The following is a 25,229-nucleotide window of genomic DNA, read 5'->3' as shown; positions in this document are numbered from 1 at the left end:
TAGGGCCAGCGCCGCGCGCTTGCAACGCGTGACAAACGGCAATAGCCAAGGCGCATGTTGTCAATCTTTGATCAAGGGCCACCGCCGCCCTGTCCTACGCCATTCAACCTGGCCGCCCACGTGTTGCGGCGCGCCGATGCCACGCCGGACAAGGTAGCTCTGTCCGTGCTGCGCGCCGACGGTTCGGACGATTGGTCCTATGCGCTTCTGAAATCCGCAGTTCTGGGCACCGGAACCGGGCTGCTGCGCGCGGGCCTTGTGCCCGGAGACATCGTGCTGATGCGCCTGGGCAATACGGTCGATTTTCCCATCGCCTATCTGGGGGCAATCGCTGTCGGTCTGATCCCGGTGCCGACATCCTCGCAACTGACCGAGCCAGAAACGGAACGGATGATCCGGGAACTGTCCCCAGCCGCCATTCTGCGCGATCCGTCCGTGGCCTGTGCCGCGCATCCCCAGCAGATCGGCCTGACCGACCTTGCCGCCATGCGCGACCTGCCGCTCGCGTCGTTCGACATGGGCGACCCGGAACGCATGGCCTATATCGTCTATACCTCAGGCACCTCGGGCAAGCCACGCGCCGTGGCCCATGCGCATCGCGCGATCTGGGCGCGGCAGATGATGGTCGATGGCTGGTACGGTCTGCGCGAGGCCGACCGCCTGTGCCACGCGGGCGCGTTCAACTGGACCTACACGCTGGGCACCGGCCTGATGGACCCGTGGACCATCGGCGCCACTGCGCTGATCCCCGAACCCGGAACCGACCCGGCAGCCCTGCCCGGGTTGCTGCGCCGCCACCGCGCCTCGATCTTTGCGGCCGCCCCGGGCGTGTACCGCAAGATGCTGAACGCGGCAGACATGCTGCCCCTGCCCGATCTGCGCCACGGCCTGAGCGCCGGCGAGAAACTGTCGCGCGCCCTCCACGAACGCTGGGTTCAGGCCACCGGGACAGAGCTGTACGAGGCTTACGGCATGTCGGAATGCTCGACCTTCATCTCATCGAGCCCATCCCACCCTGCGCGCGGAGACTCTCTGGGCCAGCCGCAACCGGGGCGCCGCGTGGCGATCCTGGGGCCTGACGGACCGGTTCCGCAGGGACAGGAAGGCACCATCGCCATTCACCGCTCGGACCCGGGGCTGATGCTGACTTACCTCAACGCCCCGGACGAGGCCCGCGCGCGCATGCAGGGCGACTGGTTCCTGACCGGCGATCAAGGGGCGATGGCCGTGGATGGGCAGATCACCTATCTGGGGCGCGACGACGACATGATGAACGCCGGCGGCTACCGGGTATCCCCGGTCGAGGTCGAATCCGTCCTGTCGCGCTTTCCCGGAATCTCGCAGGTCGGAGCGGCGGCGGTCGAGGTCAAACCGGACACCTTCGTGATCGCCGCCTTTTATTCCGGGCCGGAAAAACTGGACGAAACCGCCCTGCGCGCTTATGTCGAGGCCAACCTGGCGCGCTACAAGCAACCCCGCGCCTTCATCCATCTTCCCGAACTGCCCACCGGGGGCAACGGAAAACTCCTGCGCCGCGCACTGCCGGCCTATTTCAAGGCACCCTCCGAATGACCCAGACCGTCAAGCTTGATATCCTGTCCGACCCGATCTGCCCGTGGTGCTATATCGGCAAGACCAACCTAGACAAGGCCCTGGCCTCGGTCCCGGACCATCCGTTCGTGATCGAATGGCATCCGTTCCAGCTGAACCCCGACATGCCCGAAGGCGGCATGGACCGGCGCGAATACCTGGAACGCAAGTTCGGTGGCAAGGAAGGTGCGGTCAAAGCTTATGCGCCGGTGGTGGAGCATGCCGAAAAGGCCGGCCTGAACATCAATTTCGAGGCCATGAAGCGCACCCCGAACACGCTGGACGCCCATCGCCTGATCCACTGGGCCGGGATCGAAGGCAAGCAGAACGAGGTGGTGGATGCGCTGTTCGACGCCTATTTCGTGCAGGGCCGCGACATAGGCGACCACGAGGTGTTGGCCGACATCGCCGACAGCGTGGGCATGGACGCCGCTGTGGTTCTGAAACTGTTGAAATCCGAGGCCGACCGGGACGACATCCGCAAACGCGACGCCCATTCACGCGAGATGGGGGTGAACTCGGTGCCGACCTTTATCGTCGCCAACCAGCACGCAGTACCTGGCGCCCAGCCGCCCGAGCTTTGGGCGCAGGTCATCGATGAAATCATGTCTCAGTTTGAGCCCTCCTCTGCAGAATAGCACAGAGTTCTGTGCGCGGTTGCACCTAGCCCACCTTGCCCTGTCGTGTTAGCGCGTTGGGGCAAGGAGTCCCCGCATGGCTGACCGTATTTCCAGGGCCGAATTCATCGCGCTGATCGCGATGATGTTTGCCACCATCGCATTTTCGATTGATTCAATGCTGCCTGCCCTGCCCGAGATCGGCGCGCAGCTCAGCCCTGATGACGTGAACCGGGCGCAGCTGATCCTGACCAGCTTTGTTCTGGGCATGGGGATCGGCACGTTCTTCACCGGTCCGATCTCGGATGCGGTCGGACGCCGGCCGGTGATCTTCGCCGGCGCGGCGCTCTATATTCTGGCATCGGCCGTGGCCTGGGCCAGTTCATCGCTGGAGCTGGTTCTGGCTGCCCGGGTGGCTCAGGGGCTGGGGGCCGCCGGTCCGCGTGTCGTGGCCATGGCCATCATCCGTGATCTGTTCTCGGGCCGGGAAATGGCGCGGATCGTGTCGATCGCGATGATGATCTTTACACTGGTGCCTGCCATCGCGCCCATGGCCGGTGCCGCCGTGATCGCCTTCGCCGGTTGGCGCGGTGTGTTCATGTCGTTCATCCTGTTCGCGCTGGTGATCATTGTCTGGATGGGGTTCCGACTGCCGGAGTCCCTCGCCCCGGAAAACCGCCGCCCGTTCCGCCTGCCGCTGATGGTCGGTGCGGTGAAAGAGATGTTCGCCCACCCCACCGTGCGCTTGTCGATCTTTGTTCAGACCCTTTGCATGGGCATGTTGTTCACCATGCTGACCATGGTGCAGCCGGTCTATGACGTGATCCACCACCGCGCCGACAGCTTCCCCTTCTGGTTCGGGTTCGTGGCGCTGATGTCCGGCTCGGCCAGCCTGCTGAACGCGGCCGTCGTGGTGCGCGTGGGGATGCGCCGCATGGTGACCTGGGCACTGGCCGGACAGATCCTGATCACCTCGCTGGTGATTGCCCTAAATATGTCGAACCTGTCGCCGCAGGCCTCGTTTGCGCTGTTCGTGTTCTGGCAGACTACGGTCTTTTTCATGGCCGGCGTCACGATGGGCAACCTGAATGCCATCGCGATGGAACCGATGGGTCATATCGCCGGCATGGCGGCCTCGGTCATCGGGTCGATCTCGACCGTGCTGGCCGCCGCGATCGCCGCACCGGTGGGGCTGCTGTTCGACGGCACGTTGGGGCCGTTGACCATCGGCATCCTGACCATGTGCGTGCTGGCCTTCGGGCTGATGGTCCACATGGGCCGGATCGAAGACCGCGTTCCCGCCTGACCTGTGCAGCGCACCTGAACTGCGCTAGGCTCGCCCCATTCAGGGGGGAATCCGGAATGAGCGACTATTACGATCTGGGCACGCATAGCTGCCCCGTCACCACGTCCTCGGATCAGGCGCAGCTGTGGTTCGACCGGGGCCTTGTCTGGACCTACGGCTACAATCACGAAGAGGCGGTCGTGTGTTTCCAGCGCGCGCTGGAGCATGACCCGGACTGCGGCATGGCCCATTGGGGCGTGGCCTATGCCGCCGGGCCGAACTACAACCTGCCCTGGGAGCTGCTGGACGATGCGGGCAAGGCCAAGGCGCTGGCCTGCGCCAATGACGCGACCCAGTGCGCACTGGCCCTGCTGGACCGCTGCACGCCTGTCGAACGCGAACTGATCCGCGCCCTGCCCGCCCGCTATCCCCAGCGTGACCCGGCGCCCGACATGCACCGCTGGGACCACGACTTCGCCGACGCCATGCGCGCCGCCTTCGCGGCCCAACCCGATCATCTGGACTTGCGCACCATCTATGTAGAGTCATTGCTGAACCTGACCCCCTGGCAGATGTGGGACCTGAGGACAGGCCAGCCCGCCGAGGGCGCCGCCACGGTTGAAGCGCAGGAGGCGTTGGAATGGGCCATGGCCCATGATCCGGCGGCGATGTCGCATCCGGGCCTGCTGCACCTCTACGTACACCTGATGGAGATGTCGCCCACGCCGGAAAAGGCACTGAAGGCCGGTGACGTGCTGCGCACGCTGGTGCCGGATGCCGGGCATCTGGTGCACATGCCAACCCATATCGACGTGCTGTGCGGCCACTATCAGAACGTCGTCCACTGGAACGAACAGGCGGTCACTGCCGATCTGAAATACTACCAGCGCGAAGGCGCTTTCAACATCTATACCGGCTATCGCCAGCACAATTACCACTTCGTCATCTATGGCGCGTTGTTCCTGGGTCAGATGGAGCCCGCCCTACGCGCCAACAAGGGCCTGTGGGACACCACGCCCGAGGAAATGCTGCGCATCGAAAGCCCGCCCATGGCGGATTACTTCGAAAGCTACATGGCCATGGGACCGCATATCCTGATCCGTTTCGGCCGGTGGGAGGAAGCCAAGGCTCTGCCCCTGCCCCCCGATCCCGACCTGTATCTGACGGTGACGGCCACCACGCATTATGCCCGCGCAGTCGCCCATGCCGCCACGGGCGACGTGGCCGAGGCCGAAGCCGAAGAACGGCTGTTCCTGGTCGCCAAGGACCGGGTGCCCGAAACCCGCCTGTTGCACAACAACCGCGTGATCGACCTGCTGGAGATCGCGCGCGAGATGCTGCGGGGCGAGATCGAGTACCGCAAAGGCAACTTCGACACGGCCTTCGCCCATCTGCGCCGCTCGGTCGAGTTGGACGACAACCTGCCCTATGACGAGCCCTGGGGCTGGATGCAGCCCACCCGCCACGCGCTGGGGGCGCTCCTGTTCGAACAGGGCCATGTGGCCGAGGCCGAAGCCGTCTATCGCGAGGATCTGGGGCTGGGCGGCACCCTCAGCCGCGCCTCGATCCATCCCGACAATGTCTGGAGCCTCAAGGGCTTGCACGATTGCCTCAAGGCGCGCGGCGCGCGAGAGGAATTGCAGCTGATCCGACAACGACTTGACCTGGCCCTGGCGCGGGCCGACCACAGCGTCGGCGCCTCATGCTTCTGCGCCCAGGCCGCGATGAGAGCCGCTGAATGAAACTGTTGAACGCTGCGCTGGTCGCACTGTTCTGCGGCCCCGCCTGGGCCGACCGTCAGACCTTTCCGCCTGTGGACGAGGCCAGCAACGACCCGGCGCTTGAAGCCTTCCGTGCGGAGCTGCGCGCCAAGGTCGCCGACCGCGACCTGGAGGGCGTCATGGCCGCCACCTGCCCCGAGATCTACACCAGCCACGGCGACGAGGACGGCCCCGAGACGTTCCGCGCCAACTTGGCGGTCGATCCCGTGACCCTGCCCGAGTCCGATCGCCGCCACGCCGCCACGATCCGCGAGATCTACTGGCGCGACCTCGAGACCACGCTGGCCCAGCCCGGCTATTTCGACGAGGATGGCGAATTCTGGATGCCGCACCAGTGGCGCATCACCCTGCCGGCGGCGCTGGACCCGTTCACCGCCTATTTCGTGACCGGCCAGGATGTCACCCTGCGCCAGGCTCCCAACCGTGGCGCGCCCATTCTGGACCTGATCAGCCACGAGGTGGTGATCGTGCCGGAATATCTGGAAGAGGCCGAATATCAGGGCGTCATCCTGACCGACGGAACCCGCGGCTATATCTATTCAGACTTTCTGTGGTCGATGGTCGGCTATCGCGCGGCCTTCGTGAAATCGGACAGCGGCGACTGGCAGCTGTGCACATTCGTGGCCGGGGACTAGGCCGCGCCCTCAGGCGTTGGCCTTCTTCTTTTTCTCAGCCGCCACCTTCTCGGCCAGATCGCGGGCAATGGCAAAGGCGCCCTTGATCTTGTCGCTGTCCTTCTTCCAGTCGCGCCGCACCACGATCTTGTTGTCCTTGACCTTGGCCAGCCCGCGCTGGTTCTGGATGAACTCGACCAAACCTTGCGGTGAGGCGAACTTGTCGTTGTGGAACTGGATCGTGGCCCCTTTGGGTCCGCCGTCCAGCTTGGCAATGCCCGCGCGTTTGCACATCGCCTTGATCCGTACCACCAGCAGCAGGGTGTTCACCTCTTTCGGCAGCGGGCCAAATCGGTCGATCAACTCGGCGGCAAAGCCCTCCAACTCGACCTTGGTCGACAGCGACGACAGACGGCGATAGAGGCCCAGCCGCACGTCCAGATCGGGCACATAGTCTTCGGGGATCAGCACCGGAACGCCCAGGTTGATCTGCGGCGCCCACTGGTCGTCGGCTTCGCTCAGCCCCTCCATCTCGCCGGCCTTGATCTTGGCAATCGCCTCTTCCAGCATCGATTGGTAGAGTTCATACCCCACGTCGCGCATCTGGCCCGACTGTTCCTCGCCCAGCAGGTTGCCCGCGCCGCGAATGTCCAGGTCCTGGCTGGCCAGCGTGAACCCGGCCCCCAGCGTATCGAGCGAGCCCAGAACCCGCAGCCGCTTTTCGGCGGCCGGCGTCAGCCGCGCGCGCGGCTTGGTGGTCAGGTAGGCATAGGCGCGGGTCTTGGACCGCCCCACTCGGCCCCGGATCTGATAGAGCTGCGCCAGCCCGAACATGTCGGCCCGGTGCACGACCATCGTGTTGGCCGTGGGAATGTCCAGCCCGCTTTCCACGATCGTCGTGGCCAGCAGGATGTCATACTTGCCGTCATAGAAGGCATTCATCCGGTCGTCCAACTCGCCCGCCGCCATCTGGCCGTGGGCCACCACATAGGTCAGTTCCGGCAGCTGCTCTTTCAGGAATTCCTCGATCTCGGGCAGGTCCGAGATGCGCGGCACCACATAGAAACTTTGCCCGCCGCGATAGTGCTCGCGCAGCAGCGCCTCGCGGATGGTGACGGCATCGAACTCGCTGACATAGGTGCGGATCGCCAGGCGATCGACGGGCGGTGTGCCGATGATCGACAGGTCGCGCACCCCGGTCAGGCTCAGTTGCAGCGTGCGCGGGATCGGCGTCGCGGTCAGCGTCAGCACATGCACGTCCGAGCGCAGTTGCTTGAGCCTTTCCTTGTGGGCCACGCCGAAATGCTGCTCTTCGTCGATGATCAACAGCCCGAGGTTCTGGAACCGGATGCCCTTGGCCAGCAGCGCATGGGTGCCGATCACGATATCGACCGTCCCCTTGGCCAGCCCTTCGCGGGTCTGTTGCGCCTCTTTGGCCGAGACGAAACGTGACAATTGCCGGACTTCCAGCGGGAATCCCCGGAACCGGTCCTTGAAGCTGGCAGCGTGCTGGCGCGCCAGCAATGTTGTGGGCGCGATCACCGCCACCTGCAGCCCGGACATGGCCGCAACGAAGGCCGCGCGCATGGCGACCTCGGTCTTGCCAAAGCCCACGTCGCCGCAGATCAGGCGATCCATCGGCGTGCCCGAGTGCAGGTCCTCCATCACGTCGGCGATGGCGCGCAGCTGGTCCTCGGTTTCCTGGTAAGGAAAGCGGGCGCTGAACTCCTCCCACGCGTGGGGCGGCGGGTCCATGATCGGAGCCTTGCGCAGGGCGCGTTCGGCCGCGATGCGGATCAGCCGGTCGGCCATCTCGCGGATGCGTTCCTTGAGCTTGGCCTTCTTGGCCTGCCACGCACCACCGCCCAGCTTGTCGAGCAAGCCTTCCTCGTGCCCGTATTTCGACAGCAGCTCGATGTTTTCGACCGGAAGGTACAGCTTGGCGCCTTCAGCATATTCCAGCAGCAGGCATTCATGCGCGGCTCCCAGGGCGGTCACGACCTCCATGCCCATATAACGGCCGATGCCGTGATCGACATGCACGACCAGATCGCCGGGGCTGAGTGACTGGGTCTCGGTCAGGAAATTCTCGGCCTTGCGGCGTTTCTTGGGTTGGCGGATCAGCCGGTCGCCCAGCACGTCCTGTTCCGAAATCACCGTCATGTCGGGCGTCTCGAAGCCATGCTCCAGCGCCCAGACTGCCAGGTGCAGGCCGCGTTTGCCGATGCGCGAGCCGTCGGTCACAAGAATTGCCTCGGCCAGGCCCTCATCCTCGATCAACCCGGTCAGGCGTTCGCGCGCGCCCTCGGAATAGGACGCGACCAGAACCGGCCCCTTCTCCAGCTTGTTCTTGATGTGGCTGGCCAGCGCGCCGAACAGGCTGATGCTTTCCTGCTGCCGCTCGGGGGCAAAGTTGCGCCCGATCCGACCGCCCGCGTCGATCACCCCGGGGCCGCTGGCCTGCGGCAGGGGGCTGAATTGCAGCACCCGCCGCTGCGCCACCGCCTGGGTCCAGGCGGCGTCGTCCAGATACAGCAGACCCGGCGGCGTGGGTTTATAGACCGAATCCATGCGCGAGCGGTTCTCGAGCGCCAGGCGCCGGGTTTCGTATTGATCGGCGATGCTGTCCCACCGGGCCAGACGCGCGGGCGTGACCTGATCGTCCAGCGTGATCGTCGCGCCCGGAAGGTAGTCGAACAACGTTTCCAGCTTTTCGTGGAACAGGGGCAGCCAGTGCTCCATGCCCTGATGCTTGCGTCCGGCGCTGACCGCTTCGTACAGCGGATCATCCGTACCAGCCGCACCGAATTCGATGCGATAGTTCTGACGGAACCGGGTGATGGCGGCTTCGTCCAGTATCACCTCGGAGACCGGGGCCAATTCGACCAGATCGAGCTTTTCTGTGGTGCGCTGGGTGGCCGGATCGAACCGGCGCGCGCCGTCCAGCACGTCACCGAACAGGTCCAGCCGCACTGGCCCTGCCTCGCCCGGCGGGAAGATGTCGATGATCCCGCCGCGCACGGCATAGTCGCCGGGTTCCATCACCGTGGGGCTTTGGCTGAACCCCATCCGCACCAGAAAGTCACGCAACGCGGCCTCGTCGATGCGTTGTCCGACCCGTGCGGTAAACGCCGCCTGCCGCAGCACGTCGCGCGCTGGCACGCGCTGGGTGGCAGCGTTCAGCGTGGTCAGCAGAACAAAGCGTTCGGGCATCTGATGCACCAGCGCCGCCAGGGTCGCCACCCGCGCTGCCGCAATGTCGGGGTTGGGCGATACCCGGTCATAGGGCAGGCAATCCCAGCCGGGAAACAGGATCACGGGCATGTCGGGCGCAAAGAATCGCAGCGCGGCGCGCATCGCCTCGGCACGTTTGTCGTCGCGCGCCACATGCAGAACCGGCCCGCCCGAGCGGGCGACCTCGTTCAGCACCAACTGCGCGTCGAACCCCTCGGGGGCGCCGCCGACTGTCACGTGGTTCGGAGCCTTCATCGCCTCGCCTTTCCGAATTTTCTATCCCAGAACGCCGATCGAAAAGTTCTGATACATGCCCCACATCGAAGTGACCAGTATCGCCAGCATACCGATGATCTGGGTTGCCAGCCGGCACCGGTGCAATGCCTTGGATACACCTTCAACCGTTAAGTCCTGCCGCCGCAGGTTCCGGGCCACCCGCAGGCTGTTTGCGCCGACAAGAACCATCGGGAACAACAGCAGAAACACGGCCTGTGCGAACTCGACCTGATAGTAGAATCCCAGCGTGGCCAGCCCGGCGAACAGGAAGCAGCACAATGTCAGAAGAATGACGCCCGAAACTTCGGCCACATAGAGAATTCGGTTGGTGTTGATCCGCACGATGTCCAGCAGGTCAGCCTCGGCCTGGCCTCCGACGCGGCGGGCACGCACGACCAGATCATAGGGAACCCCCAGCACCCAATGGCTGGCCGTCGACCACAGGACCGCAAGCGCAATCCAGTACCACAGATTCGAAAAGCTGCGCATGTCGATGAGCTCGAAGATCGTGGAGTACCAGTCCAAACTCGGTCCTTTTTTCAAAATTCTCAGGCGGTTCTATCGCAACGGCGCGGCCATTGGTACCCTTGAGACCTGCGCGAATTCATGCCACCCAATGCGCGACTGTTCAAGGAGAACGCGCCATGAAACCGACAATCGCTCCCTACCCCCACGGCCGCTTTCGCCGCGCCCGCCAGTCCGAGGCGATCAGGGGCCTGGTGCGCGAAAACACCCTGACCGTTGATGACCTGATCTGGCCGGTCTTCGTGCGCGACGGCGAGGGCATTCAAGAGCCCGTGCCCTCGATGCCCGGCGTGGTACGCCGTTCGGTCGACTTGATCGCCGGGGCCGCTGCCGAGGCACAAGCGATGGGCATCCCGGCGATCTGCCTGTTTCCCTACACCGATCCCAGCCTCAAGACGCAGGATTGCGCCGAGGCGTGGAACCCCGACAACCTGTCGAACCGCGCCATCCGCGCGATCAAGCAGGCCGCGCCCGAAATCGCAGTGATGACCGACGTGGCGCTGGACCCTTACAACATCAACGGCCACGACGGATACGTGGTGGACGGCAAGATCGTGAATGACGAAACCGTCGAGGCGCTGGTAAAGATGACGCTGGCCCAGGCCGAGGCCGGAGCCGACATCATCGGCCCGTCTGACATGATGGACGGCCGGGTTGGCGCGATGCGGCAGGCGCTCGAGGCCGCCGGCCATCATGACGTCATGATCCTCAGCTATGCCGCGAAATATGCCAGCGCCTTCTACGGGCCTTTCCGTGATGCGGTGGGGGCTTCGGGCGCGCTCACCGGCGACAAGAAGACGTATCAGATGGACCCGGCCAACTCGAACGAGGCGCTGCGCCTGATCCAGCGCGACCTGACTGAGGGCGCCGACATGGTGATGATCAAGCCAGGGATGCCCTATCTGGACATCTGCCGGAGGGTCAAGGACACGTTCGGCGCACCCACCTATGCCTATCAGGTGTCGGGTGAATACGCGATGATCCAGGCCGCAGCGCAGAACGGTTGGATCGACGGCGACAAGGTGATGCTGGAAAGCCTGCTGGCCTTCAAACGCGCGGGTTGCGACGGCATCCTGACCTATTTCGCGCCGCAGGTCGCCAAGCTGCTGCAAGGCTAATCCCAAGGGAATCCGCGATTTTTCGCCGATCAGCCGGCCTTGGTCTGCCGGTTTTCCCGTGACACCCCACGCTGTTCGGCGTATTCTTGCACACAAGACCGGGACCACCCGGCTTTTCAGGCACATCGACAGAGAAAAAGAAACATGAGCAGTTCCAACACACCACGACTGAGCCGTCGCGGCTTTGCCTTCGGCATGGCCGGACTGACCCTGACCGCCGCTTGCGGCAACGGCGTCGGCAATTCGAACGCGGCCACGATCGACGCCCGCGTCGATGCCACGCTGAACGAGATGTTCGCCCGGTATCCCAACACGGTCGAAATCGCCAACAAAGCCAACGGTATGCTGGTCATGCCGCTGATCACCGAGGCCGGATTCGTCTTTGGCGGCGGCTATGGTCGCGGCGCGCTGCGCATCAACGGTGCCACGGTCGATTACTACTCGTCCGTCAAGGGAACGGCGGGGCTGCAGATCGGCGCCCAGCAATATGCGCATGTTCTGTTCTTCATGACCCAGGCCGCACTGAACGAGTTCCGCCGCTCGAGCGGTTGGACCGCGGGCGCCGATATCGGCTATGTGATCAGCGACGAGGGCGACCAGCTGTCGGCCGATCTGACCACCCTGCGCAAACCGGTTCTCGCTGCCGTCTTCGGTCAGGCCGGGCTGCAGATCGGCGCCACCGTAGAAGGCGTCAAATACACGCGCATCATCCCGTGATCATCCGAACAGGACCGGGCCCCAACCCTGCCCTCCGCGCGGCGTGACGGCAGGGTTTTTCATTTCCAGCCGGTATTTTCCTGGGGCGGGCTCTTTTGGTCGGCGGCGGCATGATTTAACCTCCGCCGCGATTGGATGGGTTGATTTGGGACGCTGCTGATGGGTCTAGTCTTTCGCTGGTTGTTGCGGATCGCCTCGGGGCTGGTTGTTCTGGCGGTGGTCGCGATCGGGCTTGTCTATTACCTAGCCAGCCAATCCCTGCCCGACTATGACCAGACGCTGGAGGTCAAGGGCCTGTCGGCACCGGTCGAGATCGTGCGCGACAACGCCAACGTGCCGCACATCCTGGGCCAGTCCGACCCCGACGTCTTTTTCGGCCTTGGCTACGCCCACGCGCAGGACCGGCTGTGGCAGATGACCGTTATGCGCCGCACCGTCCAGGGACGCCTGTCCGAACTGTTCGGCCCGCGCACCGTCCAGATCGACAAGCTGATGCGGCGGCTGGACCTTTACACGCTGGCGCATCGGTCCTTGGAGGTTCAGGACGACTATACCAAGGCTGCCCTGCGCGCCTATGCGGCCGGGGTGAACGCGCGCCTCAACGAGATCAACGACCGCGCCTTGGGTCGTGGCGCGCCCGAAATGTTCCTGTTCGACGCTCCCGTGGCCCCCTGGCAACCCGGCGACAGCATTGCCCTGATCAAGCTCATGGCGGTGCAATTGTCCGGCCACCTGGCCGACGAGGTGCTTCGCGCGCGCGTATCGCTGATGTTGAACGATCCCGCGCGTCTGGCCGATATCCTGCCCGACGTGCCCGGTGACGGTATCGCCGCGCTGCCGGAATATTCCGCGCTTTTTCCCGGCATGCCACGCTATGCCCAAGGGACAGACATGCCGGATTCACCACTGTCACCCTTTCCCGAACGCGGTTTGGCGGGGGCGTCGAATGCCTGGTCTGCTGCGCCGTCGCGCTCGGCCAGCGGCGGCACCCTGTTGGCCAACGATCCGCATCTGGGCCTGACCGCGCCGGGGATCTGGTATCTGGCGCGGCTGGAACTGGCCAAGGGTGGCGTGATCGGCGCCACCATCCCCGGCATTCCGGCGGTTATGTCCGGACGCAGCGACCGGTTGGGATGGGGGCTGACCTCGTCCTACCTCGACGATCAGGACGTGCATATCGAAAAGATCAACCCCGACAACCCCGAGGAATACCTGACGCCCGACGGTTACAAACCCTTCAAGACGCGCCCCTCGATCATCGAAATCAAGGGCGCGCCACCGATCACCCTGACTCTGCGCTGGACCGAGAACGGCCCCGTCTTGCCCGGCACGCATTACAACCTGGAAACCATCACGCCGCCGGGCCATGTGGCTTCGCTGTCCTGGACGGCGCTCAGCCCGCGCGACACCTCGATCAGCGCCTCGATGGCCCTAATGAACGCGGACAGCGTTGGCGAAGCCATCGACGCGGCCGAGAAGTACATCGCGCCGTCCCAGAACCTGTCGGTGGTCGACAAGATGACCGTCGGCATGAAACTCATCGGCGCAATGCCAAGCCGCGACCTTAATAACCAGAGCCGCGGGCGCATCCCGACCCCGGGCTGGATCGCGGCAAACCGCTGGCAGGGCCGTCTGCCCTATTCCGACAACCCCGAATTTGTGGCTCCGGCCGGCGGCGTTCTGGGCAACACCAACAACAAGATCATCGACCGGCCCTTCCCCCTGCATGTGTCCTATGAATGGGGCGATACGCAGCGAGTCCACCGCTGGGAATACCTGATGCAATCGCGCGAGGTGCACACCCGCGACAGCTTCATCGAGGCGCAACTGGACACGGTCAGCTTTACCGCGCGGTCACTGTTGCCGTTGATCGGTGCCGACCTGTGGTTCACCGGCGAGGCCGCGCCTGAAGGCACCCCCGAACGCCAGCGCCAGATTGCCTTGACCCTGCTAGCCGAATGGAACGGTGAAATGAACGAGCACCTGCCCGAGCCGCTGATCTATGCGGCCTGGGTCCGCGCGCTGCAAAACCGCCTAATCGCCGATGACCTCGGGCCACTGGCCAAGGAATTCAAGCATGTCGAGCCCTTGTTCATCGAACGCGTCTTCCGCGACATCGACGGGGCCTCGGCCTGGTGCGACGTCCGGCAGAGCGCACCGGTGGAAACCTGCACCGACATGGCCCGGCTGGCCTTGGACGACGCGCTGGTCTGGATTTCAGAGCGCTATGGCAGCCAACTGGAATCCCTGCGCTGGGGCGATGCCCACCAAGCCACCCATGACCACCCGGTGCTGGGCGAGGTTCCGGTACTGCGCTATTTCGTTAACATCCGCCAATCGACCAGCGGCGGCGACAACACCCTGCTGCGCGGGCGCACCTCGGGCGAAGGGCCGGATCCGTTCCAGAACGTGCACGGCGCCGGCTATCGCGGGGTCTATGACTTTGCCGACCCCGACAACTCGGTCTTCATCACGGCCACAGGGCAATCGGGCCACTTCCTGTCGCGCTACTATGACGATCAAGCGCAACTGTGGCGCCGGGGTGAGTACATTCCCATGTCGCTGGACCTGGATCTGGCCCGCGCCGCAGCCGTCGGGACCACCCACCTGATGCCGCAATAGGCGAGGTTTCGGCGGACCCCCGCCCCTTTTTTGCCGCCCCGTGGACGTGGCCCCGTGGCTTGGCCTACCATTCCGGAGCGCCCAGACCGTAGCGCGAGGGGGAAAATAATGGCCAGTTTGCGCGATACCCTGAACAATCTAGCCCGCGACTATGCAATCGCCTGGAGCTCGGGTGACGCCGATGCCGTGGCCCAATTCTTTACGTCGGACGGGCAGATCACGATCAATCGCGGCGACCCCATCGTCGGGCGCGCGGCCATAGCGGACATGGCGCGCGGTTTTCATACCGACTTTCCCGATCTTGAGGTGCGCTGCGATATGCTGCGATGGGCCGGTTGCCACGCCATTTTCGTCTGGACCCTTGAAGGGCATCATGCCCAGACCGGCAATGCAGTCATCACACGCGGCTGGGAAGAATGGGAGCTGGATGCAGATTACAAAATCCAGTTGTCGTCGGGCTGGTTCGATGCCGACGACCATCAGCGCCAGATCAACGGGGCCTGAGCGTCAGAGGCCCGCGAACTGATTGGCCTGCTTGTCGGTCCACAGAACGGTGATCTCGAACCCGTTCTCAGTCTGTTTTTCCCCGCGCACCACGTCCTGTCGGAACAGCCAGGCGCGTTTGTTGCCGTCGGCAAACCCCAGTTTCAGAACCTCTTCCCGGCGCACGCCCTGCAGGATCGTGGCAATCTCGGTCAGCAGCGGATCGATCCCATCGCCGGTCACGGCCGAGATCGGGAACACCGCCGGATCGCGCCCGGCACGCGCCTGCACGGCTTGCCGGTCTTCGTCGGACAGCAGGTCGATCTTATTCCAGACTTCAAGCTGAGGGCGGGTGTCGTCCACACCCAGCGAGGCCATGATCGTGCGCACATCCTCGGCCTGCTCCTCGGTCTCGGCATGACTGATGTCGCGCACATGCACGATCAGGTCGGCGGCCAGAACCTCCTCGAGCGTGGCGCGGAAGGCCGCGACCAGTTCGGTCGGCAGGTTCGAGATGAATCCCACCGTGTCCGACAAGATCACCTCGGGCCCGTCGGGCAGTTCGATCCGGCGCATGGTCGGGTCCAGCGTGGCAAACAGCATGTCCTTGGCCATGACTTCGGCCCCGGTCAGGCGGTTGAACAGCGTGGATTTGCCCGCGTTGGTGTAGCCGACCAGCGCCACGATCGGATAGGGAACCTTGGCCCGCGCGGCCCGGTGAAGCGTCCGTGTCTTCACGACCTTCTGCAACTGACGGCGCAAGCGCACCAATTGATCGTCGATCGCACGACGGTCGGCCTCGATCTGGGTTTCCCCCGGTCCGCCGACAAAGCCCAGCCCACCGCGCTGACGTTCCAGGTGGGTCCAGGCCCGCACCAGTCGCGTGCGCTGATAGCTGAGCGCGGCCATCTCGACCTGCAACACGCCCTCACGCGTGCGGGCGCGGTCCGAGAAGATCTCAAGGATCAACCCCGTTCGGTCGAGAATCTTGACCTTCCAAGCCTTCTCCAGATTGCGCTGCTGAACCGGCGTGACCGGCCCGTCGATCAGGACCAGCTCGATTTCGTTTTCAGCAAAACGCGCGCCCAGTTCCTCGATCTTGCCGCTGCCGAACAGCAGGCCGGGCTGCGCCCGCGGCAGGCGAACGATCTCGGACCCGATCACATCCAGATCGGGCAAAGCGGCAGCCAGTGCCACCGCCTCTTCCAGCGCCGGAACGGGATCACGGCGCTGGTCATCTGACTTGATATCGGGATGCAGCACCCAAGCCCGGGTGCGCCTCCGGTCATGTTCCATCAAGAGGCGTCTTCGCCCTCATACAGGTTGATCGGCTGTGAGGGCATGATGGTCGAGATCGCGTGCTTGTAGACAAGCTGCGACTGTCCGTCGCGGCGCAGCAGCACGCAGAAATTGTCGAACCAGGTGATGACACCCTGCAATTTCACGCCGTTGATCAGGAAAATCGTAACGGGAACCTTTGCTTTCCGTACATTGTTCAGGAAGGCATCCTGAAGATTCTGTCTGTCCGAAGCCATATTTTGTTATCTCGCCGTTGTTCTTGCTTACGCGCTGCGGACCAACGCGCTCCCTCCGCGCGAGTATGGAGTGACACGAACAGATATTCCAGATGAAAAATCAGGCAGTAACCCGAAGCGCTTCAATCGCGCCACAGGCTGGGCGTGATCAGCGCGATGATCGCCAGCGTTTCCAGCCGCCCGATCACCATCGCGGCACACAGTGACAGTTTGGCCCCCGCCGACAGATCGATCAGCCGCAACGGCACGTCCGTTGCCAGTTCGATCAGCGGGCCCGTCGTGCTCAGCGCGGCGACGCTCAGAACCATGGCCTGCTCGAAGCCCACCCCTTCGGCGGCCAGCAGAACGTCGAAGACCGCCAGCGCCAAGGCAAAGATCATTAGGAAGATCCACGCGATGTAAGCGCCCTGGCTTTGGATGCGGCGATTGCCCGCCCCCGCGCCGCTGACCGAAGACGGATGGATCAGGCGGTCCAACTCGCGCGCGCCGTTCAGATACAGCGCATAGACCCGCAACAGCTTGACCCCGCCCGCAGTCGTGGCCACACCGCCACCGATCAGCGCCAGCCCCATCAAAACCAGCCCCGGCGTCCCCAGGCCCGACAACTGCTGTGCATCGTTCCAATAGGAACTTTCGAACCCGGCGGTCGTCAGGAAGGACAGCACCGTGAACAGCATGCCCCAGATCACGTTCAAAACCTGCAACCCGGTGGCCTGGCCTCCTATCTCGGCCATGCCGGCCAAGGCCCGGAACACCAGCAAGGCCGCGACCGCAACCACGATCAGCAGGCCAATGCGGAACTCGGGGTCCTTGTCGAGACGGCTATGACCGGAAACCGCCGTATCGGTCGAAAAGGTCAACCGCGACAGAGCGAAAAACAGAAACAGGAACAGGATGGCCTCGCCCGTGATCCCCGCGGTTGATCCTTCCAGGCCACCAACGGGTGAAATCCCCGACGTCGCCATGATTGACATCGCATGGCAAATCGCCGTCAGACCCTGTTCGTCCGCGATCAGCAGCAGGATCCAAATCACGGCCGTCAGCCCCGCATAAACCGGTGTCAGGGTTCGAGCCACGCGAAACAGCCGGCCGCGGGGATCGGCCAGTTCGCTCTGCGCCACGCCCGAGACCGGCCGCCCCGGTTCACCGCGTGCGGTGATCTCGAACCCGCCCAGAGACAGAGGTGCAAGGATGGCCGCCGCAGAGACCCACATCAGCAGCCCGCCCATCCAGCCGACCAGCGCACGCCACAGATGCACCGGGGCCGACAGGCGGCCGGGATCACTGAAAAGATCGGCTCCGGTGGTCGTCACGGCACTGACCATGTCGAAATAGGCATTCAGAAAGCGCGTGTTCCCCAGCGCGTCATGCATTGGCACCGCCAGAAAGACCGGCAGCACGGTCAGCGTGGCGAACAGCACCGCCAGTTGGCCCAACGTGCCCCTGCGCGGCCGCCGATTGGACAGGGCCAATCCGATGATCGACACCAGAAACACCCCGATCAGGCCGGAATAGAAAAAGGACTGCGACGTGTGATGGTCGTTCAGTGCCAACGCATAGATCGCCGGAATCCACATCGCCAGCGACGCGACCCCCCAGATCAGCAGGAACAGGGGCAAGCGCTGAAAAACGCCGATCCGTCCGGTGCGCGCGACGGCCATCAGAAGAAATCGATCGACACCTGCAACAGGCGTTCGACCTCGGGTACGTCACTGGCCATGGCGAAAATCGCAAGCACATCCTTTTCCTCGATCCGCAGAGCGCCGGACGGCCGCAGCACCTCGTCGCCGCGGCGCAATGCGCCGACCAGTACACCTTCGGGGAAAGCGATGTCGCGCAGTTTCTGCCCGGCAAGCGGCGAGGTCGACAGGACCTCGGCCTCAATCACCTCGGCCTCGGCGTCGCCGATCGAATAGACCTGCCGCACGCGGCCATGCCGGATGTGGCGCAGGATCGAACTGACCGTGGTTGCGCGCGGGTTGATATAGGCGTCGATCCCCAACGGGCCGGTCAAGGCCGCCATGCTGGGATCGTTGATCAGCGCAATCGCCAGCGGACAACCCTCGGCCTTGGCGCGCACCGCCGACAACATGTTGGTCCGGTCGTCATCGGTGACGGCCAGCATGGCGTCGGCCCGCTCGATCCCGGCCTCGCGCAGCAACGCGGCATCCAGACCGTCGCCATTCAGAACGATCGTGCGCTCCAACGCCTCGGCGGCCTTCTCGGCGCAGCGCCGATCGCGCTCGATCACCTTGGCCCGGATCCGACCCTCGCGCTCTTCCAGCGTGCGCGCAACCTCGAGCCCGACATTGCCGCCACCGACGATGACCACGCGGTCCTGCTTTTTCTGCGTTTTGCCGAAGACCTCCATCGTGCGGTCGACGTCCTTGACGTGGGTAAAGACGTAGCATTCGTCGCCCACGAACAGCTGATCTTCGGATTCCGGCGCAAACAGCGTGCCGTCGCGCCGCACCCCCACCACAATCGCGCTGAGAGTCGAGAACAGATCGGTCAACTGACGCAAAGGGGTGTTCACGATGGGGCATTCTTCATCCAGCCGGATGCCCAGCAGTTGCGCCATGCCGTCCATGAACAGCTCGGTGTCGAAGGCTGCCGGCGCCGACAGGCGCCGCATGGCCGCGGCGGCCACTTCGCGCTCGGGGCTGATCACCACGTCGATGGGCAGATGGTCGCGCCGGTACAGATCGCGGTGGATCGCTTCGAGATAGGATTTCGCACGCAGCCGCGCAATCTTGCGCTGGATCGAGAACACCGAATGCGCCATCTGGCAGGTGACCATGTTCACCTCGTCAGAATGGGTGGCGGCGATGATCATGTCGGCGTCCCGCGCCCCGGCCTGCTCGAGTATGTCGGGATAGCTGGCGAAGCCCGAGACACCCTGCACGTCCAGCGTCTCGATCGCCCGGCGCACCAAATCCGGGTTGTTGTCCACGACGGTTACGTCGTTCAATTCGCCCGACAGGTGCCGCGCGATCTGCCAGCCGACCTGGCCGGCGCCGCAAATGATGACCTTCATTCCCTTGGCCCTTCTGCCTGAGCGTTTTGAATGACAGATGCCCCGAATACGGTCAATTGAATTGTCATGACCTTATCCGTGATGCAAGATCGAGGCATGAAGACCGTCTTGCTCAGCTGTCTGATCCTGCTTGCCGTGGCCGCCTGCGGTCCCCTGTCGATGTATTATCGCGAAGGCGCGAGCGTGACGCGTATGCAGGCCGATACCACCGAATGCCAGGTCGCGGCGCTGAACAAGGTGCCCGTGGCCAACCAGGTGCGTCAATCTCCGCCGGTCTACTGGCCGGGCCAGACCTATTGCGATGGCCGCGGACGTTGCTATCGCTCGGCCGGTTGGTGGGAGCCGGGGCGGGTCTACACCGTGGATGCAAACAAGGGCCTACGCGACACGGTCGAGGCGCAATGCATGGCGCGCAACGGATACCGGCCGGTCAGCCTGCCGCCCTGCAAGCAGAGCCAGAAACGCGGAGTTGCACCCCAGCGGACTACCACCCTGCCACCGCTGACCGGCAGCGCCTGCTATGTCAAATTCGACGACGGATCCTTCCAGATCATCACGCCCTGACAGGGACGACACCGGTTCGCGCATGCGCCGCAGGGGCATTCACCCCCGCAGGCAAGCCGCCCGTCACTCGGCCGGTTCGGGTTCATCCACCCGTGCCACCCGGGCGCCGGATTTGCTTGAGGTGACCACACCCAGCGACTTCAGCTTGCGGTGCAGCGCGCTGCGCTCCATCCCCACAAAGCTGGCCGTGCGGCTGATATTGCCGCCGAACCGGTTGATCTGGGTCAGCAGGTATTCACGTTCGAACGCCTCGCGCGCCTCGCGCAGGGGCAAGGTTGCCAGCGCGCCCGACAGCACCACGCGGCCCGGCTCTTCGCTCTTGTCTTCGTCGCTGGGCAGTTCGCGCGCCTCGATGGGACCGCTGCCATCACCTAGGATCAACACTCGCTCGACCAGGTTTTTCAGCTGTCGCACGTTTCCGGGCCAGCTCATGGTCTGCAGCAGCGCCACCGCCTCGTCCGACAACTCGCGAACGGGCAGGCCCTGGGTCTCGTTGCAGATCTGGATGAAATGACGGGCCAGAACCGGGATATCCTCCCGCCGATCTTCCAGCGACGGCACCGCGATCGGAACCACGTTCAGACGGTGGTATAGCTCTTCGCGGAACCGCTCGGCCGCGATCTCGGCCTCGAGGTCGCGGTTGGTCGACGAGATCACCCGAAGATCGACCCGCACCTTGTCGCTGCCGCCGACGCGCTGGAACTGCTGATCCACCAGCACCCGCAAAATCTTGGACTGCGTGCCCAAAGGCATGTCGGCGACTTCGTCGAAATAGATCACACCGCCATGCGCCTGTTCGAGAAGACCGGATTCGATGCCGCGTTCCGGCGACTCGCGGCCGAACAGAACCTCTTCCACGCGCTCGGGTTCGATCCCGGCACAATTCACGGTCACGAAGGGGGCGTTGGCGCGATTGGAATGAGCGTGGATGTAGCGCGCGGCGATCTCCTTGCCCGACCCGGCCGGGCCGCGCAGCATCACCCGACCGTTCGACTTGGTCACCTTGTCCAACTGGGCCACCATGGCGCGGAACGCGGCCGAACTGCCGATCATCTCGGAACTGCTGACCTCATTGCGCTTGAGCGAGGCGTTCTCGCGGCGCAGGCGCGAGGTCTCCATGGCACGGCGGATAACCACCATCAACTGGTCGATGTTGAAGGGCTTTTCGATGAAGTCATAAGCGCCCTGCTTGATCGCGGCGACGGCGATTTCGATGTTGCCGTGCCCCGAGATGATAACCACCGGAATGTCGGGATTGTCGCGCCTGACCGCCTTCAGGATGTCGATGCCGTCCATCCGACTGTCCTTGAGCCAGATATCCAGGATCAACAACCCCGGCGGCTCGGCGTTGATTGCGTTCATGCATTCGTCCGAGTTTGCGGCCAGCCGGGTGGTGTATCCTTCGTCCTCCAGAATGTCGGACACAAGTTCGCGAATATCGCGTTCGTCATCTACGATCAGAATGTCGCTCATCTTTGGCCTGCTTTCAGTGAGTTGGTTATTATTGCCTGTTTCTGCGGCGCTGCGCCTGGGACCGCGTCGGTCAACGGCAAGCGGATCACGGCCATCGCGCCAAAATGGTCCTGTCCGGCGAACACGGGGGCATCCTCGAGGGTCAGCGAACCGCCGTGTTCTTCAATGATCTTTTTGACGATGGGCAGGCCCAGACCCGTCCCCTCGTCGCGGGTGGTCACATAGGGTTCGAAAAGCTTGGCCCGATCCTCGGGCAGACCGATCCCGTTGTCCGCGATGGTGATCTGAACCCCGTCATCAACCGTTAGCACCACGACTCGGATCTGCGGCATCAGGTTCTCGGGGGCCCCTTTTTCTTTCAGTGTTTCAATCGCTTCGCCGGCATTTTTGATCAAGTTCGTCAAGGCCTGGCTCAGCATGGTCGCATCGACGTCGGCCAGCACCGGCTGATCCGGCAGATCGGCCGTGATCTCGACATCCGGCTGCCCGGCCTGTTGCAGCAAGACCGCCTCGCTGACCAGGTTGACGACATCCTCCTGGCGCCGGTCCGGTTCGGGCATCCGCGCGAACTTCGAGAACTCGTCCACGATCCGGCGCAGGTCGTTGGTCTGGCGCACGATCACGTCGGTCATGGATTCCAGCGTGGCGCTGTCCTCGGGCTCCAGCTTGCGGGCAAACTTGCGTTTGATGCGCTCGGCACTCAGCTGGATTGGGGTCAGCGGGTTCTTGATCTCATGCGCGATCCGACGGGCCACGTCGCCCCAGGCCGCCATCCGCTGAGCGCTGACCAGGTCAGTCACGTCGTCAAACGCCACCACATACCCTTCAAGGCGGCCATCCTCGCCCCGGCGCGTGGCCATTCGCACCAACAGGTTCTCCAACCGCCCCTTGCGGATCACCTTGACCTCGCCCTGAACGGCCTCCTGCGCGCCTTCCTTCAATTTCTCGAACAATGGCAGAAATTCAGGCACGGCAATGCCGATCGGCGGATGCTGGTCGCTGCCGGACCAGTCCAGCAGCCGTTCGGCCGACCGGTTCACGAATGTCACCCGCCCGTCGGAATCGACTCCTACGACACCCGACGTGACCGAGCTGAGTACCGAATCGAACAACCGCCGTCGGCTTTCGATCTGGCGGGTGTTTTCCAGCAACGTGTCCCGCTGCGCCTTCAACTGCCGGGTCATCTGGTTGAAATAGCGGCCCAGCATGGAAATCTCGTCATCGCTGGACTCTTCGATGACCTGCACGTCCAGATCACCGGCCCCGACCCGTTGCGCGGCGGTGGTCAGCCGCCCGACAGGCCGCGACAGACGTTCGGCAAACCACATGCCCAGCGACACCGCCGCCAGGATCAGGATCAGCGCAAAGCCCAGATACAGCAAGCCAAACTCGAACAGAACCCGGCCCCGCTCGCGTTCGAGCTGTTGGTAGAACTGGGCGGTTTCCTTGGTATCGTCCAGCAGCGTCAACAACCGCCCGTCCACCGCGCGGCTAACGTACAGGTACCGGTCGGGGAAGGCCTCCAACGGGACCAGCGCGCGGAACTCGTTGTTGGGCCAGTCGGCGATGACCAGATGGCCCTGCGCGCGCGCCTGGTCGAACTGCTGCGGAGTCGGTCGTTCATAATTGAACAGATAGGACCGGTCGCCCCGAGCCCGGATTTCGCCGCTGCCGTCGATGACATAAGCTTCGCGCAGGCCGCGTTGGATCTGGGCCTGCCCCTGCGCCAATACCTCGCGCAGTTCGCCATCCGAGATGAAGAAATCCAGCGACCGCGCATTGTCCAGAAACCGGGCCAGCACAAGCGCATCCTGCGTCAGGCCCTGTCGGTGCTCCTGCTCATAGGCTTCGGCCGCCGCCAGCGACGAGCCCACCACCTGCCGCACCCGGTCCGAGAACCAGCCCTCGAGCCCGATATTCACCGTCAAGCCGGCAAAGATCGCCACGATCACCGTAGGCACCAGCGCAAGCAGCGTGAAGGCGCCGATCAGCCGCAGGTGCAGGCGGGACCCCGCCGATTTCGCACGCCGAGCGGCGACCAAGCGGCCCAACTGGCTGAGCACCAGCGCCGCCACGACAAGAACGTACACCAGATCTGCCAGAAGGATCAGCCGCAGCGACGGAGCGGTCGCGCCCAGGTCGAACGGCCCGATCACCAGATAGGTCGCCAAGGCCAGGGCCGGCCCCAGAACCACCAAGCCCAACGTGCCGAAATTGCGCAACTTTCGGGACTTCCGCCACCGATCTAGGACAATCATCGGCCGGTTCTGTGCCCGGGTTGCCACCATCTGCCCTCATCCTGATGTGCCGCTTGCGCGACTTACCGCCATATGTCGTGGTCCTTGCCTGTCGCATGCCCGGATGCCACGGTTTGTGTGGCGATATTACATCAGTTTGCGGCGACGTGTCACCTGAATATCGAGATCGGTGATTTTTTTGCGCAGCGTATTCCGGTTGATCCCCAAAAGATCGGCGCATTTCGCCTGGTTTCCGCCCGTTGCCTCCAGCGCGATTTCGATCAGCGGCGCCTCGACCTCGCGCAGGATGCGCTGGTACAGGCCCGGCGGCGGAAGCATGTTCCCGTGCAGGTCGAAATACCGCCGCAGATGGCGCGCGACCGACGACGACAGCTTTTCGCGCTCTCCCCCGCCCAACAGAGGCTCGGCCTCGGGCTGGCTGCCCAGAACCGCCTCGACCTCGGCCTTGGTGATCTCGTCAGACCGGCTGGTCAGGCTCAGCCGTCGGATGGCGTTTTCCAGCTGTCGCACGTTGCCCGGCCAGGAATAGCGGCGCACCAGTTCAAGCGCCTCGGGCCCAAGCCAGCGTTTCACACCAGTGTCTCGCTCGTCCCGAGCCAGAAAATGCTCTGCCAGCAGCGGGATGTCGTCGACGCGCTCGCGCAGGGCGGGCACTTGGATCGTGGCCCCGCACAGGCGGTAATACAAGTCCTGCCGGATCTGGCCGCGTTCCATCGCCTCAGTCAGGTCGGTCTGGCTGGTGGCCATGAAACGCGGAACGTGATCGCCGGGCGTATCCATCATCCGCACGATACGGGCTTGGATCTCGTCGTCCAGATCGCCGATCTCGTCGAACAGAAGGGTCCCGCCGCGTACCCGCGCCATGACGCGCGCGGGGCCTTCAAGGTCGCTCAGATCCGCGGCGGCAGCCGTTACAAAGGGCAGCGTGCGCCGGTCCGAGAAATCGTGAATAGCCCGCGCGATCAACGATTTGCCGGTGCCGCTCTCGCCCGAGATCAGCACCGACAGATCCGTATTCATCACCCGCGCGACCAGACGGTACAGTGCCTGCATCGCCGGGGTACGACCGACCAGCGGCAAATCGTCGGGGCGCTCTTCGCTCGGCGTATCCGGCTCGGACCGTGCGCGCTGCTTGCGCTCGAGCGCGCGGGCGGTGCGCTTCATCAGGTCCGGCAGGTCGAACGGCTTGGGCAGATAGTCATAGGCATCCGCCTCGGCCGCCTGGATCGCCGTCATGATCGTGTTCTGAGCCGAGATCACGATCACCGGCAGGCCCGGCCGGTCCTGCGCGATCTTGGGCAGCATTTCCAGCCCGTTGCCATCAGGCATGACCACATCCGAGATCACCACGTCGCCCTTGCCCTCGCCGACCCAACGCATCAGCGTTGTCAGGGACGAGGTCGCATGCACCTTGCAGCCCGCCCGCGTCAGGGCCTGGGTCAGAACCGTCCGGATCGTTCTGTCATCATCTGCAACCAGTACCGTGCCATCCATCTGGTG

At 64.1% G+C, this 25,229-nt stretch carries 19 protein-coding genes; 10 read left to right on the top strand and 9 right to left on the bottom strand.

The genetic code is table 11. The annotated features are described in order from the left end of the window. Positions 1-54: 54 nt before the first annotated feature. The 5 genes from AC2FMD_RS06775 to AC2FMD_RS06755 all read left to right on the top strand — a co-directional run bounded on the left by AC2FMD_RS06775 (position 55) and on the right by AC2FMD_RS06755 (position 5,908). Positions 55-1,572 carry a class I adenylate-forming enzyme family protein gene (locus AC2FMD_RS06775; RefSeq protein WP_496740605.1) on the top strand — a complete coding sequence of 506 codons (1,518 nt, stop codon included), beginning with the start codon at positions 55-57 and terminating at the stop codon, positions 1,570-1,572. Further along, entirely contained in the window at positions 1,569-2,228 is a 660-nt protein-coding gene (locus AC2FMD_RS06770; protein WP_496740607.1) for a DsbA family oxidoreductase, read from the top strand. Before AC2FMD_RS06775 ends, AC2FMD_RS06770 begins: the two co-directional genes overlap by 4 nt. A 76-nt stretch (positions 2,229-2,304) precedes the next feature. Beyond that, on the top strand, positions 2,305-3,513 hold the full coding sequence (locus AC2FMD_RS06765; protein ID WP_496678126.1) for a multidrug effflux MFS transporter: 1,209 nt from the start codon (positions 2,305-2,307) through the stop codon (positions 3,511-3,513). A 56-nt stretch (positions 3,514-3,569) separates the two neighbouring features. Continuing rightward, a complete protein-coding gene (locus AC2FMD_RS06760; protein WP_496740609.1) occupies positions 3,570-5,234 on the top strand; it encodes a hypothetical protein in 1,665 nt (554 codons plus the stop codon). Beyond that, entirely contained in the window at positions 5,231-5,908 is a 678-nt protein-coding gene (locus tag AC2FMD_RS06755) for an SH3 domain-containing protein (RefSeq protein ID WP_496740611.1), read from the top strand. The genes AC2FMD_RS06760 and AC2FMD_RS06755 overlap by 4 nt, the downstream gene beginning before the upstream one ends. Positions 5,909-5,917: 9 nt before the next feature. Here the strand turns inward: AC2FMD_RS06755 and mfd are convergent, their stop codons facing one another. Beyond that, positions 5,918-9,376 (bottom strand): transcription-repair coupling factor, encoded by a 3,459-nt coding sequence (gene mfd, locus AC2FMD_RS06750; RefSeq protein WP_496794819.1) that lies wholly within the window; start codon positions 9,374-9,376, stop codon positions 5,918-5,920. Positions 9,377-9,397: 21 nt separating this feature from the next. Continuing rightward, on the bottom strand, positions 9,398-9,922 hold the full coding sequence (locus AC2FMD_RS06745; RefSeq protein WP_496794818.1) for a component of SufBCD complex: 525 nt from the start codon (positions 9,920-9,922) through the stop codon (positions 9,398-9,400). A 119-nt stretch (positions 9,923-10,041) separates the two neighbouring features. On the opposite strand from AC2FMD_RS06745, the gene hemB reads away from it, so the two are divergent. The 4 genes from hemB to AC2FMD_RS06725 all read left to right on the top strand — a co-directional run bounded on the left by hemB (position 10,042) and on the right by AC2FMD_RS06725 (position 14,883). Next, positions 10,042-11,040 (top strand): porphobilinogen synthase, encoded by a 999-nt coding sequence (gene hemB / locus AC2FMD_RS06740; protein WP_496740617.1) that lies wholly within the window; start codon positions 10,042-10,044, stop codon positions 11,038-11,040. 144 nt (positions 11,041-11,184) lie between these two features. Beyond that, positions 11,185-11,757: a lipid-binding SYLF domain-containing protein gene (locus AC2FMD_RS06735; RefSeq protein ID WP_496740619.1), complete on the top strand. Its 573-nt coding sequence runs from the start codon at positions 11,185-11,187 to the stop codon at positions 11,755-11,757. Between the two features lie 159 nt (positions 11,758-11,916). After that, positions 11,917-14,379 (top strand): penicillin acylase family protein, encoded by a 2,463-nt coding sequence (locus AC2FMD_RS06730; protein ID WP_496740621.1) that lies wholly within the window; start codon positions 11,917-11,919, stop codon positions 14,377-14,379. Positions 14,380-14,487: 108 nt separating this feature from the next. Beyond that, complete coding sequence (locus AC2FMD_RS06725) at positions 14,488-14,883, top strand: SgcJ/EcaC family oxidoreductase (RefSeq protein ID WP_496740623.1); 396 nt, start codon at positions 14,488-14,490, stop codon at positions 14,881-14,883. A 3-nt stretch (positions 14,884-14,886) separates the two neighbouring features. Here the strand turns inward: AC2FMD_RS06725 and hflX are convergent, their stop codons facing one another. From hflX to trkA, 4 genes are all read right to left on the bottom strand, one after another. Next, entirely contained in the window at positions 14,887-16,158 is a 1,272-nt protein-coding gene (gene hflX, locus AC2FMD_RS06720) for a GTPase HflX (protein ID WP_496740625.1), read from the bottom strand. Continuing rightward, a complete protein-coding gene (gene hfq, locus AC2FMD_RS06715) occupies positions 16,158-16,397 on the bottom strand; it encodes an RNA chaperone Hfq (protein ID WP_005982826.1) in 240 nt (79 codons plus the stop codon). Before hfq ends, hflX begins: the two co-directional genes overlap by 1 nt. A gap of 122 nt (positions 16,398-16,519) precedes the next feature. Further along, positions 16,520-18,058, bottom strand: coding sequence for a TrkH family potassium uptake protein (locus AC2FMD_RS06710; RefSeq protein WP_496711420.1), 1,539 nt, complete (start codon positions 18,056-18,058; stop codon positions 16,520-16,522). Beyond that, positions 18,058-19,434: a Trk system potassium transporter TrkA gene (gene trkA / locus AC2FMD_RS06705; RefSeq protein ID WP_496711421.1), complete on the bottom strand. Its 1,377-nt coding sequence runs from the start codon at positions 19,432-19,434 to the stop codon at positions 18,058-18,060. The genes AC2FMD_RS06710 and trkA overlap by 1 nt, the downstream gene beginning before the upstream one ends. A gap of 96 nt (positions 19,435-19,530) precedes the next feature. Here trkA and AC2FMD_RS06700 point away from each other — a divergent pair, with 96 nt between their 5' ends. Next, complete coding sequence (locus AC2FMD_RS06700; RefSeq protein WP_496678100.1) at positions 19,531-19,998, top strand: hypothetical protein; 468 nt, start codon at positions 19,531-19,533, stop codon at positions 19,996-19,998. Between the two features lie 63 nt (positions 19,999-20,061). Here AC2FMD_RS06700 and ntrX read toward each other — a convergent pair whose 3' ends face one another. The 3 genes from ntrX to AC2FMD_RS06685 all read right to left on the bottom strand — a co-directional run bounded on the left by ntrX (position 20,062) and on the right by AC2FMD_RS06685 (position 25,223). Next, on the bottom strand, positions 20,062-21,471 hold the full coding sequence (gene ntrX / locus AC2FMD_RS06695) for a nitrogen assimilation response regulator NtrX (protein WP_496678099.1): 1,410 nt from the start codon (positions 21,469-21,471) through the stop codon (positions 20,062-20,064). Further along, positions 21,468-23,759, bottom strand: coding sequence for a sensor histidine kinase NtrY-like (locus AC2FMD_RS06690; protein ID WP_496740627.1), 2,292 nt, complete (start codon positions 23,757-23,759; stop codon positions 21,468-21,470). Before AC2FMD_RS06690 ends, ntrX begins: the two co-directional genes overlap by 4 nt. Before the next feature lie 96 nt (positions 23,760-23,855). After that, positions 23,856-25,223 (bottom strand): response regulator, encoded by a 1,368-nt coding sequence (locus tag AC2FMD_RS06685; RefSeq protein ID WP_496678096.1) that lies wholly within the window; start codon positions 25,221-25,223, stop codon positions 23,856-23,858. Between the last annotated feature and the right edge of the window lie 6 nt (positions 25,224-25,229).

The organism is Ruegeria sp. BHSC276 (assembly GCF_059612945.1).
Note: the sequence above shows the minus strand (reverse complement) of the source record. Positions and strands in the feature narration are given on the sequence as shown.

What these genes read in the sequence shown, in the direction of transcription:
- AC2FMD_RS06775 (WP_496740605.1), top strand. Translation starts at nt 55, where the DNA reads ATGTTGTCAATCTTTGATCAAGGGCCACCGCCGCCCTGTCCTACGCCA.
- AC2FMD_RS06770 (WP_496740607.1), top strand. Translation starts at nt 1,569, where the DNA reads ATGACCCAGACCGTCAAGCTTGATATCCTGTCCGACCCGATCTGCCCG.
- AC2FMD_RS06765 (WP_496678126.1), top strand. Translation starts at nt 2,305, where the DNA reads ATGGCTGACCGTATTTCCAGGGCCGAATTCATCGCGCTGATCGCGATG.
- AC2FMD_RS06760 (WP_496740609.1), top strand. Translation starts at nt 3,570, where the DNA reads ATGAGCGACTATTACGATCTGGGCACGCATAGCTGCCCCGTCACCACG.
- AC2FMD_RS06755 (WP_496740611.1), top strand. Translation starts at nt 5,231, where the DNA reads ATGAAACTGTTGAACGCTGCGCTGGTCGCACTGTTCTGCGGCCCCGCC.
- mfd (WP_496794819.1), bottom strand. Translation starts at nt 9,376, where the DNA reads ATGAAGGCTCCGAACCACGTGACAGTCGGCGGCGCCCCCGAGGGGTTC.
- hemB (WP_496740617.1), top strand. Translation starts at nt 10,042, where the DNA reads ATGAAACCGACAATCGCTCCCTACCCCCACGGCCGCTTTCGCCGCGCC.
- AC2FMD_RS06735 (WP_496740619.1), top strand. Translation starts at nt 11,185, where the DNA reads ATGAGCAGTTCCAACACACCACGACTGAGCCGTCGCGGCTTTGCCTTC.
- AC2FMD_RS06730 (WP_496740621.1), top strand. Translation starts at nt 11,917, where the DNA reads ATGGGTCTAGTCTTTCGCTGGTTGTTGCGGATCGCCTCGGGGCTGGTT.
- AC2FMD_RS06725 (WP_496740623.1), top strand. Translation starts at nt 14,488, where the DNA reads ATGGCCAGTTTGCGCGATACCCTGAACAATCTAGCCCGCGACTATGCA.
- hflX (WP_496740625.1), bottom strand. Translation starts at nt 16,158, where the DNA reads ATGGAACATGACCGGAGGCGCACCCGGGCTTGGGTGCTGCATCCCGAT.
- hfq (WP_005982826.1), bottom strand. Translation starts at nt 16,397, where the DNA reads ATGGCTTCGGACAGACAGAATCTTCAGGATGCCTTCCTGAACAATGTA.
- AC2FMD_RS06710 (WP_496711420.1), bottom strand. Translation starts at nt 18,058, where the DNA reads ATGGCCGTCGCGCGCACCGGACGGATCGGCGTTTTTCAGCGCTTGCCC.
- trkA (WP_496711421.1), bottom strand. Translation starts at nt 19,434, where the DNA reads ATGAAGGTCATCATTTGCGGCGCCGGCCAGGTCGGCTGGCAGATCGCG.
- AC2FMD_RS06700 (WP_496678100.1), top strand. Translation starts at nt 19,531, where the DNA reads ATGAAGACCGTCTTGCTCAGCTGTCTGATCCTGCTTGCCGTGGCCGCC.
- ntrX (WP_496678099.1), bottom strand. Translation starts at nt 21,471, where the DNA reads ATGAGCGACATTCTGATCGTAGATGACGAACGCGATATTCGCGAACTT.
- AC2FMD_RS06690 (WP_496740627.1), bottom strand. Translation starts at nt 23,759, where the DNA reads ATGGTGGCAACCCGGGCACAGAACCGGCCGATGATTGTCCTAGATCGG.
- AC2FMD_RS06685 (WP_496678096.1), bottom strand. Translation starts at nt 25,223, where the DNA reads ATGGATGGCACGGTACTGGTTGCAGATGATGACAGAACGATCCGGACG.